Origin of the sequence: Arthrobacter sp. B1I2, from assembly GCF_030816485.1 — a bacterium.
In the GTDB taxonomy this organism is placed as follows: Bacteria; Actinomycetota; Actinomycetes; order Actinomycetales; family Micrococcaceae; genus Arthrobacter.
In genome coordinates this window covers 2,427,404-2,444,158 of record NZ_JAUSYC010000001.1, presented here as the reverse complement: position 1 = coordinate 2,444,158, position 16,755 = coordinate 2,427,404, and the positions used below count along the sequence as shown (strand labels likewise).

The following is a 16,755-nucleotide window of genomic DNA, read 5'->3' as shown; positions in this document are numbered from 1 at the left end:
CGGACCCCCAACGCACCTGCTGGCAAGTTAGATCTGAGGACTTACTTTGCCGTGATGTTGTAGTAGAGAATTTCGCCGTTCCAGCCAGTTTCGGCCTTCACAACGTTGTTGCTCCACACAATCGCCTTGGCGTAGTCCCAAAGCGGCAGGCCGGGCAGGTCCTGGAACAGAACTTCCTGCGCCTGGTTGAACTTGGCATTCGCATCGTCGGTGCTCTTCGCAGCCAGGCCCTCCTTGAGCAGCTTGTCGAACTCAGGGTTCGAGTACTTCTCGTAGTTGGAGGAAGCGCCCGTGGCCCAGACCGGTCCCAGGAAGTTGTACAGCGACGGGTAGTCACCCTGCCAGCCCGCGCGGGTCAGGCCGGGCAGCTGCTGGGACTTGCGCAGGTTGAGGACCTCAGCAAACTTGGCGAACGGCTGGATTTCAGCCTGGATACCGAGGTTGTTCTTGAAGCCGTTGGCAACGGCGTCGATCCATTCCTTGTGGCCACCATCGGTGTTGGAGGCAATCTGGAGCGGCTTCGAGTTGTCGTACGGCTGGATCTTTTCAGCCTGTGTCCACAGGTCCTTGGCCTTTGCGGCGTCGAACTTCAGGACTTCGCTGCCCTTGAGGCCTTCCTTGAACCCGTCGATGACCGGCGGGACGAATGCCTTGGCCGGGGTGCGGGTGCCGTTGAAGACTACCTTGGTGATTTCTTCACGGTTGATGGCGTAGGACAGCGCCTGGCGGCGCAGCTTGCCGGCTTCACCCTGGAAGTTCGGGTTGTAGCCCGGGATGTTCAAGGTGGCGTTCGTGGCAACCGGCTTGGTGGCGTTGCGGTCCTGGAAGTCGGAGACATAGGTCTTTGTGGCGTTCGACGGCAGAACGTCTGTGATGTCCAGGTTGTCGGCCTGCAGGTCAGTGTAGGCGGGGCCCGGATCCGTGTAGAACTTGAACGTTATGCCACCGTTCTTTGCCTCGCGTGGACCCTTGTAGTCCGCGTTCTTCACCAGCGCGATTGACTGGTCGTGGACCCAGGCGCCCTGCTTTTCGAACTTGTAGGGTCCGTTGCCCACGGGGTTTTCGCCGAAGGTCTTGGGGTCGGCCAGCGCGGCGGACGGGAGTGGGTAGAAGGCGGAGTATCCCAAGCGCAGGGACCAGTCTGCCTCGGGCTGGACGAGCTTGACGGTGATGGTGGAATCGTCGGTTGCTGCCAGGCCGGACATGGTGGCAGCCTTGGGAGCAGGCGTGGTGGTGGTCTTGCCGTCCGCGGACTTCTCCGTGTTCACGGCGGAAACATCCTCGTAGCCTTCGATGGACTCGAAGAAGAAGCTGTTGTTCTGCAGGTTCTTGGAGTTGGCGGCGAAGTTCCAGGAGTCCACGAAGGTCTTGGCCGTGATGGCCTCGCCGTTGGTGAACTTCTGGCCCTGCTTGACCTTGATGGTCCAGTTCTGCGCGTCGGAGGAGTCGATGGACTCAGCCAGCGAGTTCACTGCTTTGCCGTCCGCATCATACGTGCGGAGGCCTTCGAAAAGCAGGTTGATGACGCGGCCGCCGTTCGTTTCATTGGTGTTTGCTGGCAGCAAGGGGTTTTGCGGTTCGCTGTTGTAAGCGGTAATGACCTTGTTCGGATCGCCTGCAGCATTGCTGGACCCGTCAGTGCTGCCGCCGCCGGCACCGCACCCGGTCAGGGCAAGCGCGGCGATTGCCACGATGCCCAGTGCTTTGGAAGTGCGCGTAAAACGCATTCCGCCTCCTATGAGTTGTGGGAGAGATATATAGGGGAAATCTGGTGCTTCCCCGCAGGCCGGACGCAGCTCACCGCTGTGACGAAACCTACATAATACGAGTTAGCCTAACCGCACGAAGTCCAGATACTGGTACTCCGTTGCCAAACCGTGACCGGCGCAGTGAAATGCCCCAGTCCAGGGTAGATAGTTAGGCACGTCACATGCTACTCGCCGGTAGGCCCGACGGCGAATCGGCGGCAGGAAGGCTCCGCTAGGGCCGGAAGACCTAAAGGGACGCGGCTGCTCCGGACAGCCGCCACTCCCATACGTTCCACCACACGCCGAGGGGCCCGGGGCTGGTCTTCACGCCGGCCATGCGGGAACTGAAGGCAGTTGTCCCCAGGGTTTGGTAGAGCGGCAGCCCGTACGCGTCCTCCCAGACATGCTTGTCAATCTCGGCAAGGAGTTCGTCCTGCTTGCCCAGGTCCGTGGTCACCGCCAGTTGCTCCATGACCTTGTCCGCGTCGCCGTCGGAATATCCCGTGAAATTGCTGCCCGCCCCCGTGCGGAAGATTTGCGGCACCCGGCTCACGCCGGCTTCCGTGCCAATCCATCCGGACAGCGCGGCGTCGTAGCCGCCCCGGCTGAGGGCGGCCGCCCAGTCGGCACTCCCCTGGCCGCCGTCCACCACACGGAATCCCGCCAGTCCGGCAGAGTCGCGGATCAGGGCGAACGCCTTGGCACGGTTGGGGTTGTCCCGGTTATAGAGGATCCGGATGGTGGGCGTGGCACCCTTCAAAAGGCCTTTGGCGGCGTCGATGTCCACCTCGGCGTAGTCCGAAGAGCCGTTCTTTTTGACCGTCTCATCGTATTTAGGCTGTCCGGGCAGGAAGACGTGTGAGTCCAACGGCTTGTTGTCGGGCACCAGGGTTCCCAGCACTGCGTCCACGATGGCCTGCCGCGGAACCGTTTTGAGGAAGGCTTCCCGGACGTCCTTGCCGGCGAACGGTCCGGAGAAGTTGAGGTCCAGATGGTCGTAGCCGGACTGTTTGTACCGTTCCACGGTGATGCCCTGGCCCGACAGGCCCGTGAGGAGATCGTCCGTTGCGGCTGAGGGCTGGGGCGAGATGACGTCCGCCCGGCCGTTGCGCAGGGCATCGACCGCGGCCGGCACTGCCCCGGTGAACCTGATATTGATTTCGTCGAGCCAGGGTTCCGGGCCCCAAACGTAGTCCCGGTTCCGGACCAGTTTCATGGATACTTCCGGCACAATGTCGCGGACGATGTAGGGGCCGCTGGACAGGTAGAGCGCCGGATCATCGGGAATGGATTTTGTATCGAACCCGGTATTCCAGAAGTCGCTGACTTTCTTGAGCGCGGGGTTGGACACCGGCTTCTCCGGGTTCCCGCGCGGCGTGTCCTTGAGGAGTTTAACCAGGTCTTCCTCATCGTTCAGCCCGCTCTTGGCGGCGACGACGTGGGCCGGGAGGCCGACGTCGAACGCGACTTCCCAGTCAGCGTACGGTGCGGCGTACTCGATGGTGATTGAACGGTTGTCCGAGCCGATTTCGGGAAACAGGGTGCCGGCCAGACCTGTGGTGTCAGAGGCAACGGAGAAGTATTTCGTGCCCCTGCCGGCCGCGGGATCGACGTCATCGAAGTAACCGGAACCGGCGGCCCAGCTCAACAGGAGGTCGGCAGCGCTGATGGGCGCACCGTCTGACCACTTCACGCCCTCGTTGACCGTGTACTTCACCTTCAGCGGCTGGTCAGAGACCTTCTCGAACTGCCCGAACTTGTCGTTCCTGACCACTTTTGAGCTGTCATCGAGATAGAAAAAGCCCGAGTGTGTGATGGCACCGATCTTCGAATTGATGTCGGTATTGCCGTTCGCGCTGTAGGGATTGAACGATGAGAAGGCGTTAACCTCTGCCGCCGTCACGCTGCCACCGCGCTTTGCCTCCCCCACCACCACCGACGGGGCGCCGCCGCCCGAGCAGCCCGAAAGAACCAGGGCAGCCGCCAACGCGGCGATGAGTAACTGCATCAGACGCCGGACCGGCATGCCGCCTCCTTGTGTTTTGCCCTCTCCGGAGGGGACGGGCTCGCCACGATCACGCCCTACATAGTCAGGATACTTGGTGCCGATGCCCGGCAACCGATCCGGAATCCCCTGCAGACTAAAGGGGTGTCCCACGCGGCGGACGGGACCTACGGCCCAAGCCCGGACCCTGACCGGTTCCGTAGCATGCTGGCATTGGAACCCTAGGGAAGGAACGGCGCAATGAGCATCCCCCAACCTGCAGATGCGTCCCGCAGCGCAGTCCCGCCCCTCGAACTGCCCTATTATGGCGCCCCGCCGGCCGACGCGGTCAAACGCGTTTTTCAGAAGTACGCGGTCTTCGCGGGCCGCGCGAGCCGCAGCGAATATTGGTGGTGGTTCCTCGCTTCGGGGTTGACCTCCGCGGTGCTGAACTCGATCAACCCCAACGTGGTCAACGGCCAAGTGACGGGGTCCAGCGCCCTGGGTGGTTTATGGTTCCTCGCCACAGTGGTCCCGTCCCTCGCGGTGGCGGCCCGGCGCCTTCACGACGCGAACCTCAGCGCCTGGATGCTGCTGCTCGCCCTCATCCCGGTGCTTGGGTGGATTGCGCTCGTCGTGCTGCTCGCGCAGCGGGAGAACCCGTTCGGCCAGCGCTTCGACAGCTACTCGGCAGCCCAATACGGTCAGGCATCAGCCGCTCCCCCCTATGGGCCCCGGCAACAGCCTCCCTACCCGCCGGATACCGGTGGTCCGCCGCGTCTGTAGGGCCGGCGCTAGACGTTGAAGCGGAACTCCACCACGTCGCCGTCGGCCATAACGTATTCCTTGCCTTCGATGCGGACCTTGCCGCGGGACTTTGCCTCCGCCATGGATCCGGCCTCCACGAGGTCGTGGAAGGAGACCACCTCGGCCTTGATGAACCCGCGCTGGAAGTCGGAGTGGATGACGCCGGCCGCCTGCGGTGCCGTGTCCCCCTGCCGGATGGTCCAGGCCCGTGCTTCCTTGGGCCCGGCGGTCAGATAAGTCTGCAGCCCCAGGGTGTGGAAGCCCACGCGCGCCAGCTGGTCCAGGCCGGATTCGTCCTGGCCGTTCATCTCCAGCATCTCGCGCGCTTCTTCCTCATCCAGTTCCACGAGGTCGGCTTCGAGCTTCGCGTCAAGGAAGATGCAGTCCGCCGGGGCCACCATGGCGCGCAGCTCCTCCTGTTTTTCCGGACTGCCCAGGATGCCTTCGTCCGCATTGAACACGTAGATAAAGGGCTTGGCCGTCAGCAGCCCCAGTTCCTTGAGGTGCTCCATCTCCAGCTTGTCGCTCTTGATGGAGGAGTAGATGGTGTCTCCACGCTCCAGCACGGCCTGCGCGGCCTTAACGGCGGCAAGCTCGGCGGCCTCCCGCTTCTTGATCTTGACTTCTTTTTCGATCCGCGGGATGGCCTTTTCGATGGTCTGCAGGTCGGCGAGGATCAGCTCGGTGTTGATGGTCTCCATGTCCGAGCGCGGATCCACTTTGCCGTCAACGTGCACCACATCGGGGTCGTCAAAGACCCGGACAACCTGGGCGATGGCTTCTGCCTCGCGGATGTTGGCCAGGAACTGGTTTCCCAGCCCCTCCCCCTCGGAGGCGCCCTTGACGATGCCTGCGATGTCGACGAAGGACACGGCGGCAGGCAGGACACGCTGCGAGCCGAAGATGCCGGCGAGCTTCTGGAGCCTGGGGTCCGGGAGGTTCACGACGCCCACATTGGGTTCGATGGTGGCGAACGGGTAGTTCGCGGCCAGCACCTGGTTGCGGGTGAGCGCATTGAAGAGGGTTGATTTGCCGACGTTGGGCAGTCCGACGATGCCAATAGTAAGAGCCACGAGCATTGATTCTACCCGCAGGGCCCCGGCAGCCAGTACCGGGGGATGTCACTGCCCCTGATTGTCAGGGCCCCGTGCAACAGTGAAGCCATGGATGCTTTTGCCTTGATTCTGGCCCTTCTCATGCTGCTGCTCGGTGCGCTTGCCGGCGCCGCTGCCACGTATTTTTCACTGCGCAGGAACTCCCATGCTTTGGAGTCCGACTTTGACCAGGTGTCGTCCCGGCTTTCAGAGGTCACGGCACAGCTGGCAGGGGCCGACGCCGAGCGGCGGCTTTTGGCGGTACAGAACCATGAGCTGGGTGAGGCAAGGACGCAGGACGGCAGCGTCCTGCGTGCCCTGGCTCCCGTGGCGGAGAAGCTTTCCGCGGTCCAGCAGCAGGTGGCACTGCTGGAGCGGGACCGGGTGGAACAGTACGGCCAGCTGGCGCAGCAGCTGCAGGAGGCCAGGCTTTCCGATGAGCAGCTCATCCGGTCCACGCATGCCCTGGAATCGGCCCTGCGTTCCAACAGCGCCAGGGGCCAGTGGGGCGAGGTGCAGCTCCGGCGTGTAGTCGAGGCTGCGGGCATGCTCCGCCACGTGGACTTCGTGGAGCAGGTGCACAGCGCCGGCCACGATGCAGCTGTCCGCCCGGACCTGGTGGTGCTGCTGCCCGGCGATAAGCAGCTGGTGGTGGACGCCAAAGTCCCGTTGTCGTCCTACCTGGAGGCGCAGGAGCTGGGGGCGGTTGACCCGCGCCCGGGCCAGCCGTCCGGGTTGCAGTCGGTGAACGACGGCCGGAACCGGGAGGCCCTGCTGGCGGCGCATGCCAAGGCGCTCAGGGCACACGTCGATTCGCTGGGAAGCAAGAAGTATTGGGACATCCCGGGGAACTCGCCTGAACTGGTGGTCTGCTTCATTCCGGCCGAATCCATCCTGGCGGCGGCACTGATGGCCGACGCCGGGCTCCTGGACCACGCGTTGTCCCGCAACGTGGTCCTTGCATCACCGAGTACCCTCCTTGCCGTGCTGAAGTCAGTGGCCTTCACTTGGCGCCAGGACGTCCTGACGGACAGTGCCCGCGAGCTGTTCGAGCTCGCCCGGCAGCTGTACGACCGGATGGGGACCCTGGGTGAAAACGTCACCAAACTGGGATCTTCCCTGAAGTCATCGGTGGACCGCTACAACGCCATGGTGGGCACCTTGGAAGCCAGAGTCCTGCCTACGGCCCGGAAGCTCAACTCCCTCGAGGAGTCAGGCCTGGTGGCGCCCCCCGTCGTGGAGGTGACCCCGCGGGCGCTCGTGGCACCGGAACTCCAAGGCGACGACGAAGCAGCCTGAAAGAGCCGGTGGATGCAGGATGGGCCGGGCAGTTGATAACTGCCCGGCCCATCCTTTTACTTCTGCTTGAACTGTTGGCTGTTGTCAGCTGCGGGGCCTGCGCCCGCCCAGGGCGCGGCTGACGTCACCGGCCTGTTTCAGGGTTGCGCGGAGCTCCTTGGGCAGCGAGAACAGCAGGTCTTCCTCTGCTGTAACCACTTCCTCCACCGTGCCGTAGCCGTAGTCGGCCAGCAGCCTCAGCACATCCTGCACCAGCACCTCCGGAACGGATGCCCCGGACGTGACACCCACGGTGGCGACGCCCTCGAACCAGGATTCGTCAACCTCGTTGGCGAAGTCCACCCGGTACGAGGCCTTGGCGCCGTACTCGAGTGCCACTTCCACCAGGCGGACGGAGTTCGACGAGTTGGCCGAACCAACCACGATCACCAGGTCGGCCTTGGGCGCAATCTTCTTGATGGCCACCTGGCGGTTGGTGGTGGCGTAGCAGATGTCATCACTGGGCGGGTCCTGGAGGGTGGGGAACCGATCCTTGAGCAGCCGGACGGTCTCCATGGTCTCGTCCACGCTCAGCGTGGTCTGCGAAAGCCAGATGACCTTTTCGGGGTCACGGACGGTTACCTTGTCCACTTCGTGGGGTCCGTTGATGATCTGAATGTGTTCCGGTGCTTCACCGGAGGTGCCTTCCACCTCCTCGTGGCCGTCGTGGCCGATCAGGAGGATGTCGAAATCGTCCTTCGCGAAGCGCACGGCTTCCTTGTGCACCTTGGTGACCAGCGGACACGTGGCATCGATGGTGCGGAGCCCGCGGTTTTCGGCGGACTCCACCACTGCCGGGGACACGCCGTGCGCAGAGAAGATCACCAAGGCGCCTTCGGGAACTTCGTCTGTCTCGTCCACAAAGATGGCGCCCTTTTCCTCCAGCGAGCTGACCACGTGGACGTTGTGGACAATCTGCTTGCGGACATACACGGGCGGCCCGTAGTGCTCCAGCGCCTTTTCGACCGCGATCACGGCCCGGTCAACACCAGCGCAGTAGCCACGGGGAGCAGCCAGCAGCACCTTCTTGGTGCCGTTCACCGGGGCTGCAGCTGCTACTTCCTCAGGCGAGCGGCGCCTGCGCGGAATGGTTGGCATCGAGAGGGATACAGCCGAGGTGGTCATCCCTCCATGCTACCGGCTGGTCCGCGTCCGTCTCCGGGATGCGAACAATGTCACAACGCCTGCTGCCACCAGGACACCGCCCGTAACCGCGGCGGTGGTGATCCACGTTTGGAAATCGGTGCCTGCCGCGGCCAGGAACTCATCACGGAACATGTTGGCCACTGCATTGCCGGTGTCCGTGGCCTGGGCACGGGCCGAGCCCAGCTGTAAGCCCAGCCCCCACAGCCCCGCGAGGGCCAGGGCTCCGAGCCCGGCAGTCAGCAGCACAGTCCAGCGGCGGCGTGCCGCTACAAGGGCCAGCAGGAACGCCAGAGCCGAACCGATGGCCAGGATGAAGCCCATGGGTGCATATGTGGCCAGCCGCTCAGTCCACTCCTTTTGTGCCGGCTGGCCGACGTTGATCAGCGTTTGCTGCGGCGGGTCGAGGGGCAGCCGGGTGGTGCGCGAAATCTCCTCAGAGCCGAGGGCTACCAGCGGGGCGACATCAAGGGTCAGCGATGACGCCGAAGCACCTTCCTGCGCCCCGGCTGCGGGATCAGCGAAGCTCAGGCGGTGGCTCCTGCGGAGCGTCTCCTCCCAGGCCGCCGGATAACCGGGGAGCCCGGTCAGTGACTCCGCTGCCTTCTCAAGCATCGGCTGGACCAGCCCCGACAGAAAACCCGGAACCGATCCGGTATCGATCGTTCCCACCGCCGCAGCAGCCAGTTTCCTTTGGAATTCTGAATCCTTGCCGAGCGGAGCTGCAAGACGGACAAACCCGTCTTCCTGGACGATGTTCCGGTCCACCCACAGGGCGGGAACGGCAACGGCGGCCAGGAGGATGCCCAGCACGGTGGCGATGGCAGAGACAAAAGTGCGCACAACAGGTCCTTCGGGGTTGGGGGCCTTACCCCATCCTAGGCAGGATCGGTGGGCTGTCCCTGTCAGTCCCCGGTGCTAGACCTTATGGATAAGGTTGATTGACCGCCCACAACAGTTGAAGGACCCCATGCCCGCAGCACCAGCCCCGCAACGGCGTCCGCATGTCTGACCAGGCTTCTCTTCCGGGTGCCGCACCCACTACCCTGCCGGCCACCGCAGCGGAGACAAGCCCGGATAACCCCTGGCCGCTGCAGTTGCTCTCGCAGAAGCTGAAGGCCCATATCGACCGCACCCCGTCGGCGTGGGTGGAGGGCCAGGTCATCGAACTGAACCGCCGCGGCACCAACGCCTATCTCACGCTTCGTGACGTGGATGCAGAGGTATCCCTTCCGGCGTCCGTCTGGACCAAGGTGCTGGAACGGCAGAACCTGCCGCTGGAGCGTGGTTCGCGGGTGGTGGCCCTCCTGAAACCGGAATTTTGGCTCAAGACCGGCAGGCTCAACATGCTGGTACGGGACATCCGGCCGGTGGGTCTGGGCGACTTGCTGGCCAGGATTGAGCGGTTGCGCCAGGCCCTGGCGGCCGAGGGCCTGTTTGCCGACTCCCGAAAGAAAGCCCTGCCTTTGCTGCCGCACCGCATCGGCCTCATCACGGGGCGCGACTCGGACGCAAAGAAGGACATCCTGCGGAACGCGGCACTGCGGTGGCCGGCGGTGGAGTTTGAGATCCGCGAGGTTGCTGTCCAGGGGAATACCGCGGTGGCCCAGGTGGTCCGCGCCCTGCGTGAGCTGGACGCCCGGCCCGAGGTGGACGTCATCGTCATCGCCCGTGGCGGCGGGGCGCTGGAAGATCTGCTGCCATTCAACAGTGAGGAACTGGTCCGGGCCGTGGCTGCTGCCGCCACGCCGGTGGTGAGCGCCATTGGCCATGAGGCGGACCGCCCGCTGTTGGATTATGTTGCAGACCTCAGGGCCTCCACCCCCACCGATGCCGCCAAGCGGATTGTTCCCGAAGTCTCCGAGGAACTTGCCGGCGTGCGCCAGGCGCGGGAACAGCTGCGGCGCTGCATGGAACGGCTGGTGGACCGCGAATCGGACCGGCTGGCGGCACTGCATTCCCGGCCCGTCATGGCGGCACCCGAGGGCATGGTCTCCGTCCGGGCCGAGGAAATCGAGCGGCTGCTGCGGCGCTCCTCCGCTGCAGTGAGCTCCACGGTGGTGCGGGCTGCGGACCAGCTTGAGCACCTGAAAGCGCAGGTACGCGCCCTCTCCCCGCAGAAGACGCTGGACCGGGGGTACGCCGTCGTTGAACTGGCAGGAGACCAGGCCGCCCGGATCGCGGAAGCCGGACACGCTGTTGTCCGCCGTCCCGCCGAAGCGCCCGCGGGCGCCGCCCTGTCCATCCGCGTTGCGGAGGGGCGCTTCGGCGCCACGTCCACCGGGGCATCAACAGGAAACCCGGACCACCACCAGGAATTGGAAGAGAAGGCATGACCGAACAGAAACCAGAGTCCGACGTCGCAGCGCTGAGCTACGAGGAGGCGCGGGAGCAGCTGATAGCCGTGGTGGGCAGGCTGGAGGCAGGAGGGGCAAGCCTGGAGGAGTCCCTGGCCCTGTGGGAGCGCGGCGAGGCGCTGGCCGCACGGTGCGAGGAGTGGCTGGAAGGCGCCCGGAAGCGGCTGGCAGCCGCCAGGGACCAGCCACTTTAATCCACCGGAAGAGCTAAAACCGACAGCACCGCCGCGTGGGGAACAGGTGTCAGGAGCGGGCCACCAGGTCCCGCTCCGTGGCGACATCGAACTCGGCCTTCGGCCACTTCAGGTTCATGCCGGACAAAGCGCCGAGCAGCAGTTGCTGGACCGCAATCCGGGCGAACCATTTCTTATTGGCGGGAACAACGTGCCAGGGCGCGGTCGCCGTGCTCGTTTCGTCGATCGCCGCCTGGTACGCGCTCATGTAATCATCCCAGAAGGCGCGTTCGTCCAGGTCGCCCCGGTTGTATTTCCAGTGCTTTGCGGGATTGTCCAGCCGGGCCAGCAGCCGTTCCTTCTGCTCGTCTCCGCTGATGTGGAGCATCACCTTGAGGACATGCGTCCCTGAGTCTGACAGTCTGGCCTCGAACTCGTTGATTGCCACGTAGCGCCGCTTGATCTCGTCCGGGGTGGCCCAGCCGTGGACCCGGTGGATCAGGACGTCCTCGTAGTGGGAACGGTCGAACACACCCACCATGCCCGCGGCCGGGACTTCCTTTTCGATCCGCCACAGGAAGTCGTAGGACTTTTCCTCATCCGTGGGCGCCTTGAAGGCCTTGAACTGGACGCCCTGCGGGTCCATGGCAGCCATGACATGGCTGACGATGCCGCCCTTGCCTGCGGTGTCCATCGCCTGCAGGATCAGCAGGATCCGTTTGGTCCCGCCGAAGCGTGATTCGGCAAAGAGCTTTTCCTGCAACTCAGAGAGCTGGCCATCCATCTCGGCCAGCAGCAGGCGGCCGTCGGCCTTGCTTCCGCTGTATCCGGGCGTTGAGTCGGGATCCACCCCTGCGAGGGAAAATCCCTTCCCGACCCGCAGGGTTTCGGAGGGATGCTGGTCGAAGCCGACGACGCGGGCCATGGGAGTCCTTTCCGCAAGGTTGCACGGACCGGCGGGCCCGTGAGCACAGGCTAGTTCCCCTGGTACCTGCTTAGGAAGTCCCCCATTCGGCCGACAGCTTCTTCGATGTCCTTGACATTGGGCAGCGTCACCATGCGGAAGTGGTCCGGGCGCACCCAGTTGAAGGCCCGGCCATGCGAGACCAGGATTTTCTGATCCCTGAGGAGGTCAAGGACAAACTTCTCGTCATCCCTGATGTGGTACACCTCCGGGTCCAGCTTCGGGAACAGGTAGAGGGCGCCGCGGGCCTGCTGCGTGCTGACGCCGGGGATGGCGTTGAGCATTTCATAGGCTTTGTTGCGCTGCTCCAGCAGCCGTCCGCCCGGGAGGATCAGGTCGTTGATGCTCTGGTAGCCCCCGAGCGCCGTCTGGATGGCGTGCTGGGCGGGAACGTTGGCGCAGAGGCGCATGTTTGCCAGGAGGCTGATGCCTTCAAGGTAGTCTGCCGCGTCCTTTTTGGGGCCGGAAATTGCCATCCAGCCGGCGCGGTACCCACAGACCCGGTATGCCTTGGACAGCCCGCTGAACGTCAGGCACAGGACATGGTCGCCGGTGAGCTTGGCAAGGTTCACATGGACGGCGTCCTCGTACAGGATCTTCTCGTAGATCTCGTCGGCGAAAATCACCAGGCCGTGCTTTTCGGCCAGGGCTACAATCCGTTTCAGCGTCTCTTCGGGGTAGACGGCGCCGGTGGGGTTGTTCGGGTTGATCACCACGATTCCCTTAGTGCGGGGCGTGATCTTGGCTTCCATGTCCTCAAGGTCAGGCTGCCAGCCGGATTCCTCATCGCAGAGGTAGTGCACCGGCTTGCCGCCCGCCAGCGCTACCGATGCTGTCCACAGCGGGTAGTCAGGGGTGGGGATGAGGACCTCGTCCCCACCATCCAGCAGTGCCATCAGGGACATGGTGATGAGTTCGCTGACGCCGTTGCCCAGGTAGATGTCGTCTACGTGGATGTTTTGGATGCCCCGGGTCTGGTAGTACTGCGAGACGGCGGTGCGCGCGGAAAAGATGCCGCGGGAATCGCTGTAGCCCTGGGCGTGCGGCAGGTGGCGGATCATGTCCACCAGGATGGCGTCCGGCGCCTCGAAGCCGAACGGCGCCGGGTTTCCGATGTTCAGTTTGAGGATCCTGTGGCCCTCCGCCTCCATCTGCTGGGCGGCCTGAAGGATGGGTCCACGGATGTCATAGAGGACGTTGTGGAGCTTCGTGGACTGCCTGAATTCTGCCATCCCTCAAATATGCCACAGGAAGGATGCACGGCCGTTGAGACGTCCACCACATGGCCGACGGCGGCTGCCGGACCTTTGGAAGTCCGGCAGCCGCCGTCGTCATCACCAGCCTGTCCCCTGCCCATGCGGTGGGGCTGGACTCCTTACTTGACGATGCCCTTGTCCTTGAGCCACGCGGTTGCCGCCGCCTTGGCATCCTGCTTCTGGCTGCCGCTGACCGCCCGGTTGAGGTTGATCAGGTCATCCGTGGTGAGGGTGCTGGATACCGAGTTCAGCGCCTGCTTGGCCTTGTCCGTCATCTTCGCCTTGTTGTACAGCGGCAGGACCTGCTGGGCGATGAAGTTGTTCTTGGGATCCTCCAGCACCACCAGGTCGTTGTCGGCGATGGACGGCGTGGTGGTGTAGATATCCGCCACCTGCACCTGGTTCTCCAGCAGCGCCTTGAGCGTTACCGGGCCGCCGCCGTCACTGAAGGGCTCAAGCTTCTTGGGGACGCAGTTGTAGTTCTTCTTCAGCCCGGGCAGGCCGTAGGCGCGCTCGGCGAAGGTGGCCGGGGCTCCCACCACGATCTCGCTGCAGACCTTGGCCAGGTCCTCGATGGACTTCAGCTGGTACTTCTCCGCGGTTGCCTTGGTGACCACCATGGCGTCCTTGTCCTCGGCCTTGGAGACGTCCAGCACGCCCAGCCCGTCCGGCAGCTTGCCGGGCAGGGCCTTGGCGATGTCGTCGGCGGAGACTTCCTTGGCTTCCTTGTCCACGTATAGCAGCAGGTTGCCACTGTAGTCGGGCACTACGTCCACCGAGCCGTCCTGGACGGCCTTGAAGTAAACCTCACGGGAACCGATGTTCGGTTTGGTGGTGGCAGTAATTCCGTTGGCATTCAGCGCTCCGGCGTACAGCTCGGCGATGACCTGGCTCTCCGGGAAGTCCGCGGAGCCCACCACCAGGGAGGTGGCCCCACCGGACGCGCCGCCGCTGGACGCGGGTGCCTTGCTGAGCGGATCGGACGAACCGCCGCAGGCGGACAGCGCCACGGCCAGGCCAAGTCCGGCGGCAAGGCCGCGGAACGCCCGCCTGCCGAAGCGCTGGGGACGGCTTTCTTTCATGACTTACCTCCTTGTACAACAGCCTCCGCAACCACGGGGTCTGTGAGATCAACCGCAGCCTCGTGGCGGCGGTGGGACTGCTTCGAGGCGCCCGGTGTCAGGAACAGCCTCTGGATCAGGGACAGGACAAGGTCGACGGCGATCGCCAGGGCCGCGATAAGGAGGGAACCTCCCAGCATCTGGGGGAAGTCGCTGAGGACCAGGCCGTCGAAGAGGTAGCGGCCCAAGCCGCCGAGGTTGATATAGGCAACCACGGAGACGGTGGCGATCACCTGCAGCACGCCGGTGCGGAACCCGCCAAACATGACGGTGAGGGCATTGGGCAGCTCCGCCCGGAACAGGACTTGCAGTTCGGTCATCCCCATGGCCCGGGCGGCGTCCACCACGTTCGGGTCCACGCTTGAAATGCCGGCATACGTCCCGGCCAGGAGCGGGGGCACGGTGAGGATTACCAGGGCCCACACCGGGGGCATGAGCCCGATGCCGGCCAGCAGGACGAACAGGATGAGCAGGCCGAGGGTGGGCAGGGCGCGCAGGGCCCCGGCCAGAGCCACGACGGCCACCCGCCCCCTTCCCGTGTGGCCCACAAAAAGCCCGACGGGAACTGCGATGGCGGTGGCGATCAGCATGACCAGCCCGGTGTACTGCAGGTGCTCCCCCAGCCGGGCGGGAATGCCCATGCTCCCGGACCAGTGCAACGGGTCGGCGAGCCAGGCGAAAGTATCGGAAAAGACGTTGCTCACGCTGCTTCTCCCGCCGTGGTCGTCGCCCGCTCCGCGGCGGCGGATGCCTCCGCATGGTGGCTCCCCCGCTGCTTGCCTGCCCGCTCCCACGGGGTGAGGATGCGTTCCAGCATGACCAGGACGGCATCCATCACCAGCGCGAGGACCAGGATGGCGACGATCCCCACCACCACCTCGGTGACGAAGTCCCGCTGAAGTCCGTCCGTGAAGAGCATCCCCAGGTTGCCCACGCCCAACAGGGCCGCAACGCTGACCAGCGAGATGTTGCTGACGGACACCACCCGCAACCCGGCGAACATGACCGGCAACGAGAGCGGCAGGTCAACCTGCAGGAACCGGGCCAGCGGCTTAAAGCCCATGGCCTGCGCAGCCTGGCTGACATCCGCATCCACGGAATCGAAGGCGTCGAGGGCAGCGCGCACCAGCAGTGCCACGGCGTAGATGGTCAGCGCCACCACCACGTTGAGGGGATCGAGGATCCGGGTCCCCAGGATGGTGGGAAGGATGATGAACAGCGCCAGGGACGGGATGGTGTAGAGGAGGGAGGAGGCTGTCAGCACCACGGAGCGAAGGGCCCTGTTTTTCCGGGCCAACTGCGCCAGCGGGATGGAAAACAGCAGGCCGAGGACCATGGGAACCAGCGCCAGCACCAGGTGCTGGCCGCCGCGCTCCAGGACCATGCCGGTGTTGGCCAGGAACCATTCCATCAGAGGGCAGCCTGCCGCACCTGGCGCGCTTCTTCGATCAGGGCCAGGACCTCGCCACCGCGGACCACGCCCAGGACCCTGCCTTCGGAATCCACGGCAACACCAAGCCCGGCCGGCGAGGACAGGGCGGCGTCCAGGGCCCGGCGCAGGCTCTCGCCCTGGCGGAACAGGGACCCGCCGGGAACGAGTTCCATCTCGGTGCCCGGCGCCGACCAGCCCAGCGGGCGCCTGTCAGCGTCCACCACCAACTGCCAGCCGCCGGAAGCGCCGGAATCCGACTCGTAGCCGTTGGCGCTCCGGATAATCGTTGGCACCGGATGGATCGCCACGCCGTCGGACGGGGTGAAGCCCAGATGGCGGAAGCCTCGGTCCCGGCCAACAAAGGACGCCACGAAGTTGTTTGCGGGCGCCCGCAGGATCTCCTCCGGCGTGGCGTACTGGGCCAGCTTGCCGCCGGTGGCAAAGACGGCCACCTTGTCGCCGAGGATGGTGGCTTCGTCAATATCATGGGTCACGAACACGATGGTCTTGGCAAGGTCCTTCTGCAGGCGCAGCAGCTCCTGCTGGAGTTCGTCACGGACAACGGGGTCCACCGCACTGAACGGCTCATCCATGAGGAGAACGGGCGGGTCTGCGGCAAGCGCGCGTGCCACGCCCACGCGCTGCTGCTGGCCGCCGGAGAGCTGGGACGGGTAGCGCCTGCCCAGGGAGTGCGCCAGGCCCACCACGTCCAGGAGCTCCTCGGCACGCTTCCGTGCGTCCGCTTTCGAGACGCCGTTCAGGCGCGGAACGGTGGCGATGTTGTCCAGTACCGAGCGGTGCGGCAACAGCCCTGCCGACTGCATCACGTAGCCCATGGACCGGCGCAGTTCCGCCGCCGGTACTGAGGTGACGTCCCGGCCGTCCACGGTGATGGTCCCGGACGTGGGTTCCACCATGCGGTTGATCATTCTGAGGGACGTTGTTTTGCCGCAGCCGGAAGGACCCACTAGGACGGTGACAGTGCCTTTGGCGATGGACATGGACAACCCGTCCACTGCGGGCTGGCCGCCCGGGTACTGCTTCGTGACGTTCCGGAACTCGATCATCGCCTGGTCCATGGTGCGGACTTACCTGTTCTCTTGGACGGGCTGTTCTCAGCACCGCGACATTGCCATCAGCACGCTGATAGTTACGGTAGCCCAAACGGGAGCCGGCTTCAGCAGCTGAAGCCCTAATCCGCGCAAAGGAATCCCTACTGTAACCATTCGGTACCCGGGCCGGCGCGGATGGGTGGCCGGGGGAAGCAGACTGGCACTGGCGCAACCGTGGGTTTGCCGGCCAAGACAACGCCAGCCTGGGACCCCGCAGGCCTAAAGT

At 64.6% G+C, this 16,755-nt stretch carries 15 protein-coding genes; 4 read left to right on the top strand and 11 right to left on the bottom strand.

Annotation, left to right across the window (positions count from 1 at the left end; all coding sequences use genetic code 11):
* Positions 1–41: 41 nt before the first annotated feature.
* Together QFZ57_RS11450 and QFZ57_RS11445 are read right to left on the bottom strand one after the other, a co-directional pair.
* Positions 42–1,727: a peptide ABC transporter substrate-binding protein gene (locus QFZ57_RS11450; protein WP_306630544.1), complete on the bottom strand. Its 1,686-nt coding sequence runs from the start codon at positions 1,725–1,727 to the stop codon at positions 42–44.
* 268 nt (positions 1,728–1,995) lie between these two features.
* Positions 1,996–3,774, bottom strand: a complete 1,779-nt coding sequence (locus tag QFZ57_RS11445) for an ABC transporter family substrate-binding protein (RefSeq protein ID WP_306900318.1) — start codon at positions 3,772–3,774, stop codon at positions 1,996–1,998.
* A 219-nt stretch (positions 3,775–3,993) separates the two neighbouring features.
* Here QFZ57_RS11445 and QFZ57_RS11440 point away from each other — a divergent pair, with 219 nt between their 5' ends.
* Entirely contained in the window at positions 3,994–4,518 is a 525-nt protein-coding gene (locus QFZ57_RS11440) for a DUF805 domain-containing protein (protein WP_306900317.1), read from the top strand.
* An 8-nt stretch (positions 4,519–4,526) separates the two neighbouring features.
* On the opposite strand, the gene ychF is transcribed toward QFZ57_RS11440, so the two are convergent.
* Entirely contained in the window at positions 4,527–5,612 is a 1,086-nt protein-coding gene (gene ychF / locus QFZ57_RS11435; protein WP_306630541.1) for a redox-regulated ATPase YchF, read from the bottom strand.
* Positions 5,613–5,702: 90 nt separating this feature from the next.
* Between ychF and QFZ57_RS11430 the strand changes: the two genes are divergently transcribed.
* Complete coding sequence (locus QFZ57_RS11430; RefSeq protein ID WP_306900316.1) at positions 5,703–6,932, top strand: DNA recombination protein RmuC; 1,230 nt, start codon at positions 5,703–5,705, stop codon at positions 6,930–6,932.
* Between the two features lie 84 nt (positions 6,933–7,016).
* Here the strand turns inward: QFZ57_RS11430 and QFZ57_RS11425 are convergent, their stop codons facing one another.
* Positions 7,017–8,096 (bottom strand): 4-hydroxy-3-methylbut-2-enyl diphosphate reductase, encoded by a 1,080-nt coding sequence (locus QFZ57_RS11425; RefSeq protein WP_306630539.1) that lies wholly within the window; start codon positions 8,094–8,096, stop codon positions 7,017–7,019.
* A 9-nt stretch (positions 8,097–8,105) separates the two neighbouring features.
* Positions 8,106–8,957: a hypothetical protein gene (locus QFZ57_RS11420; RefSeq protein WP_306900313.1), complete on the bottom strand. Its 852-nt coding sequence runs from the start codon at positions 8,955–8,957 to the stop codon at positions 8,106–8,108.
* Between the two features lie 161 nt (positions 8,958–9,118).
* Between QFZ57_RS11420 and xseA the strand changes: the two genes are divergently transcribed.
* Together xseA and QFZ57_RS11410 are read left to right on the top strand one after the other, a co-directional pair.
* The gene (gene xseA / locus QFZ57_RS11415; protein ID WP_306900311.1) at positions 9,119–10,450 is read left to right on the top strand and encodes an exodeoxyribonuclease VII large subunit; all 1,332 of its coding nucleotides are present in this window, start codon (positions 9,119–9,121) and stop codon (positions 10,448–10,450) included.
* A complete protein-coding gene (locus QFZ57_RS11410) occupies positions 10,447–10,665 on the top strand; it encodes an exodeoxyribonuclease VII small subunit (RefSeq protein ID WP_056334565.1) in 219 nt (72 codons plus the stop codon). Before xseA ends, QFZ57_RS11410 begins: the two co-directional genes overlap by 4 nt.
* 49 nt (positions 10,666–10,714) lie before the next feature.
* Here the strand turns inward: QFZ57_RS11410 and QFZ57_RS11405 are convergent, their stop codons facing one another.
* The 6 genes from QFZ57_RS11405 to QFZ57_RS11380 all read right to left on the bottom strand — a co-directional run bounded on the left by QFZ57_RS11405 (position 10,715) and on the right by QFZ57_RS11380 (position 16,496).
* Positions 10,715–11,569: a polyphosphate kinase 2 family protein gene (locus tag QFZ57_RS11405; RefSeq protein ID WP_306900308.1), complete on the bottom strand. Its 855-nt coding sequence runs from the start codon at positions 11,567–11,569 to the stop codon at positions 10,715–10,717.
* A gap of 50 nt (positions 11,570–11,619) precedes the next feature.
* Positions 11,620–12,840 (bottom strand): pyridoxal phosphate-dependent aminotransferase, encoded by a 1,221-nt coding sequence (locus QFZ57_RS11400; RefSeq protein WP_306900306.1) that lies wholly within the window; start codon positions 12,838–12,840, stop codon positions 11,620–11,622.
* Between the two features lie 143 nt (positions 12,841–12,983).
* Positions 12,984–13,946, bottom strand: coding sequence for an ABC transporter substrate-binding protein (locus QFZ57_RS11395; protein WP_306900304.1), 963 nt, complete (start codon positions 13,944–13,946; stop codon positions 12,984–12,986).
* Complete coding sequence (locus QFZ57_RS11390) at positions 13,943–14,689, bottom strand: ABC transporter permease (RefSeq protein ID WP_306630533.1); 747 nt, start codon at positions 14,687–14,689, stop codon at positions 13,943–13,945. Before QFZ57_RS11390 ends, QFZ57_RS11395 begins: the two co-directional genes overlap by 4 nt.
* Complete coding sequence (locus QFZ57_RS11385; protein ID WP_306630532.1) at positions 14,686–15,396, bottom strand: ABC transporter permease; 711 nt, start codon at positions 15,394–15,396, stop codon at positions 14,686–14,688. Before QFZ57_RS11385 ends, QFZ57_RS11390 begins: the two co-directional genes overlap by 4 nt.
* Positions 15,396–16,496: an ABC transporter ATP-binding protein gene (locus QFZ57_RS11380; protein ID WP_306630531.1), complete on the bottom strand. Its 1,101-nt coding sequence runs from the start codon at positions 16,494–16,496 to the stop codon at positions 15,396–15,398. The genes QFZ57_RS11385 and QFZ57_RS11380 overlap by 1 nt, the downstream gene beginning before the upstream one ends.
* Between the last annotated feature and the right edge of the window lie 259 nt (positions 16,497–16,755).

Coding starts and splice junctions, on each gene's coding strand:
- QFZ57_RS11450 (WP_306630544.1), bottom strand. CDS start 1,727: ATGCGTTTTACGCGCACTTCCAAAGCACTGGGCATCGTGGCAATCGCC.
- QFZ57_RS11445 (WP_306900318.1), bottom strand. CDS start 3,774: ATGCCGGTCCGGCGTCTGATGCAGTTACTCATCGCCGCGTTGGCGGCT.
- QFZ57_RS11440 (WP_306900317.1), top strand. CDS start 3,994: ATGAGCATCCCCCAACCTGCAGATGCGTCCCGCAGCGCAGTCCCGCCC.
- QFZ57_RS11430 (WP_306900316.1), top strand. CDS start 5,703: ATGGATGCTTTTGCCTTGATTCTGGCCCTTCTCATGCTGCTGCTCGGT.
- QFZ57_RS11425 (WP_306630539.1), bottom strand. CDS start 8,096: ATGACCACCTCGGCTGTATCCCTCTCGATGCCAACCATTCCGCGCAGG.
- xseA (WP_306900311.1), top strand. CDS start 9,119: ATGTCTGACCAGGCTTCTCTTCCGGGTGCCGCACCCACTACCCTGCCG.
- QFZ57_RS11410 (WP_056334565.1), top strand. CDS start 10,447: ATGACCGAACAGAAACCAGAGTCCGACGTCGCAGCGCTGAGCTACGAG.
- QFZ57_RS11405 (WP_306900308.1), bottom strand. CDS start 11,569: ATGGCCCGCGTCGTCGGCTTCGACCAGCATCCCTCCGAAACCCTGCGG.
- QFZ57_RS11400 (WP_306900306.1), bottom strand. CDS start 12,840: ATGGCAGAATTCAGGCAGTCCACGAAGCTCCACAACGTCCTCTATGAC.
- QFZ57_RS11395 (WP_306900304.1), bottom strand. CDS start 13,946: ATGAAAGAAAGCCGTCCCCAGCGCTTCGGCAGGCGGGCGTTCCGCGGC.
- QFZ57_RS11385 (WP_306630532.1), bottom strand. CDS start 15,396: ATGGAATGGTTCCTGGCCAACACCGGCATGGTCCTGGAGCGCGGCGGC.
- QFZ57_RS11380 (WP_306630531.1), bottom strand. CDS start 16,496: ATGGACCAGGCGATGATCGAGTTCCGGAACGTCACGAAGCAGTACCCG.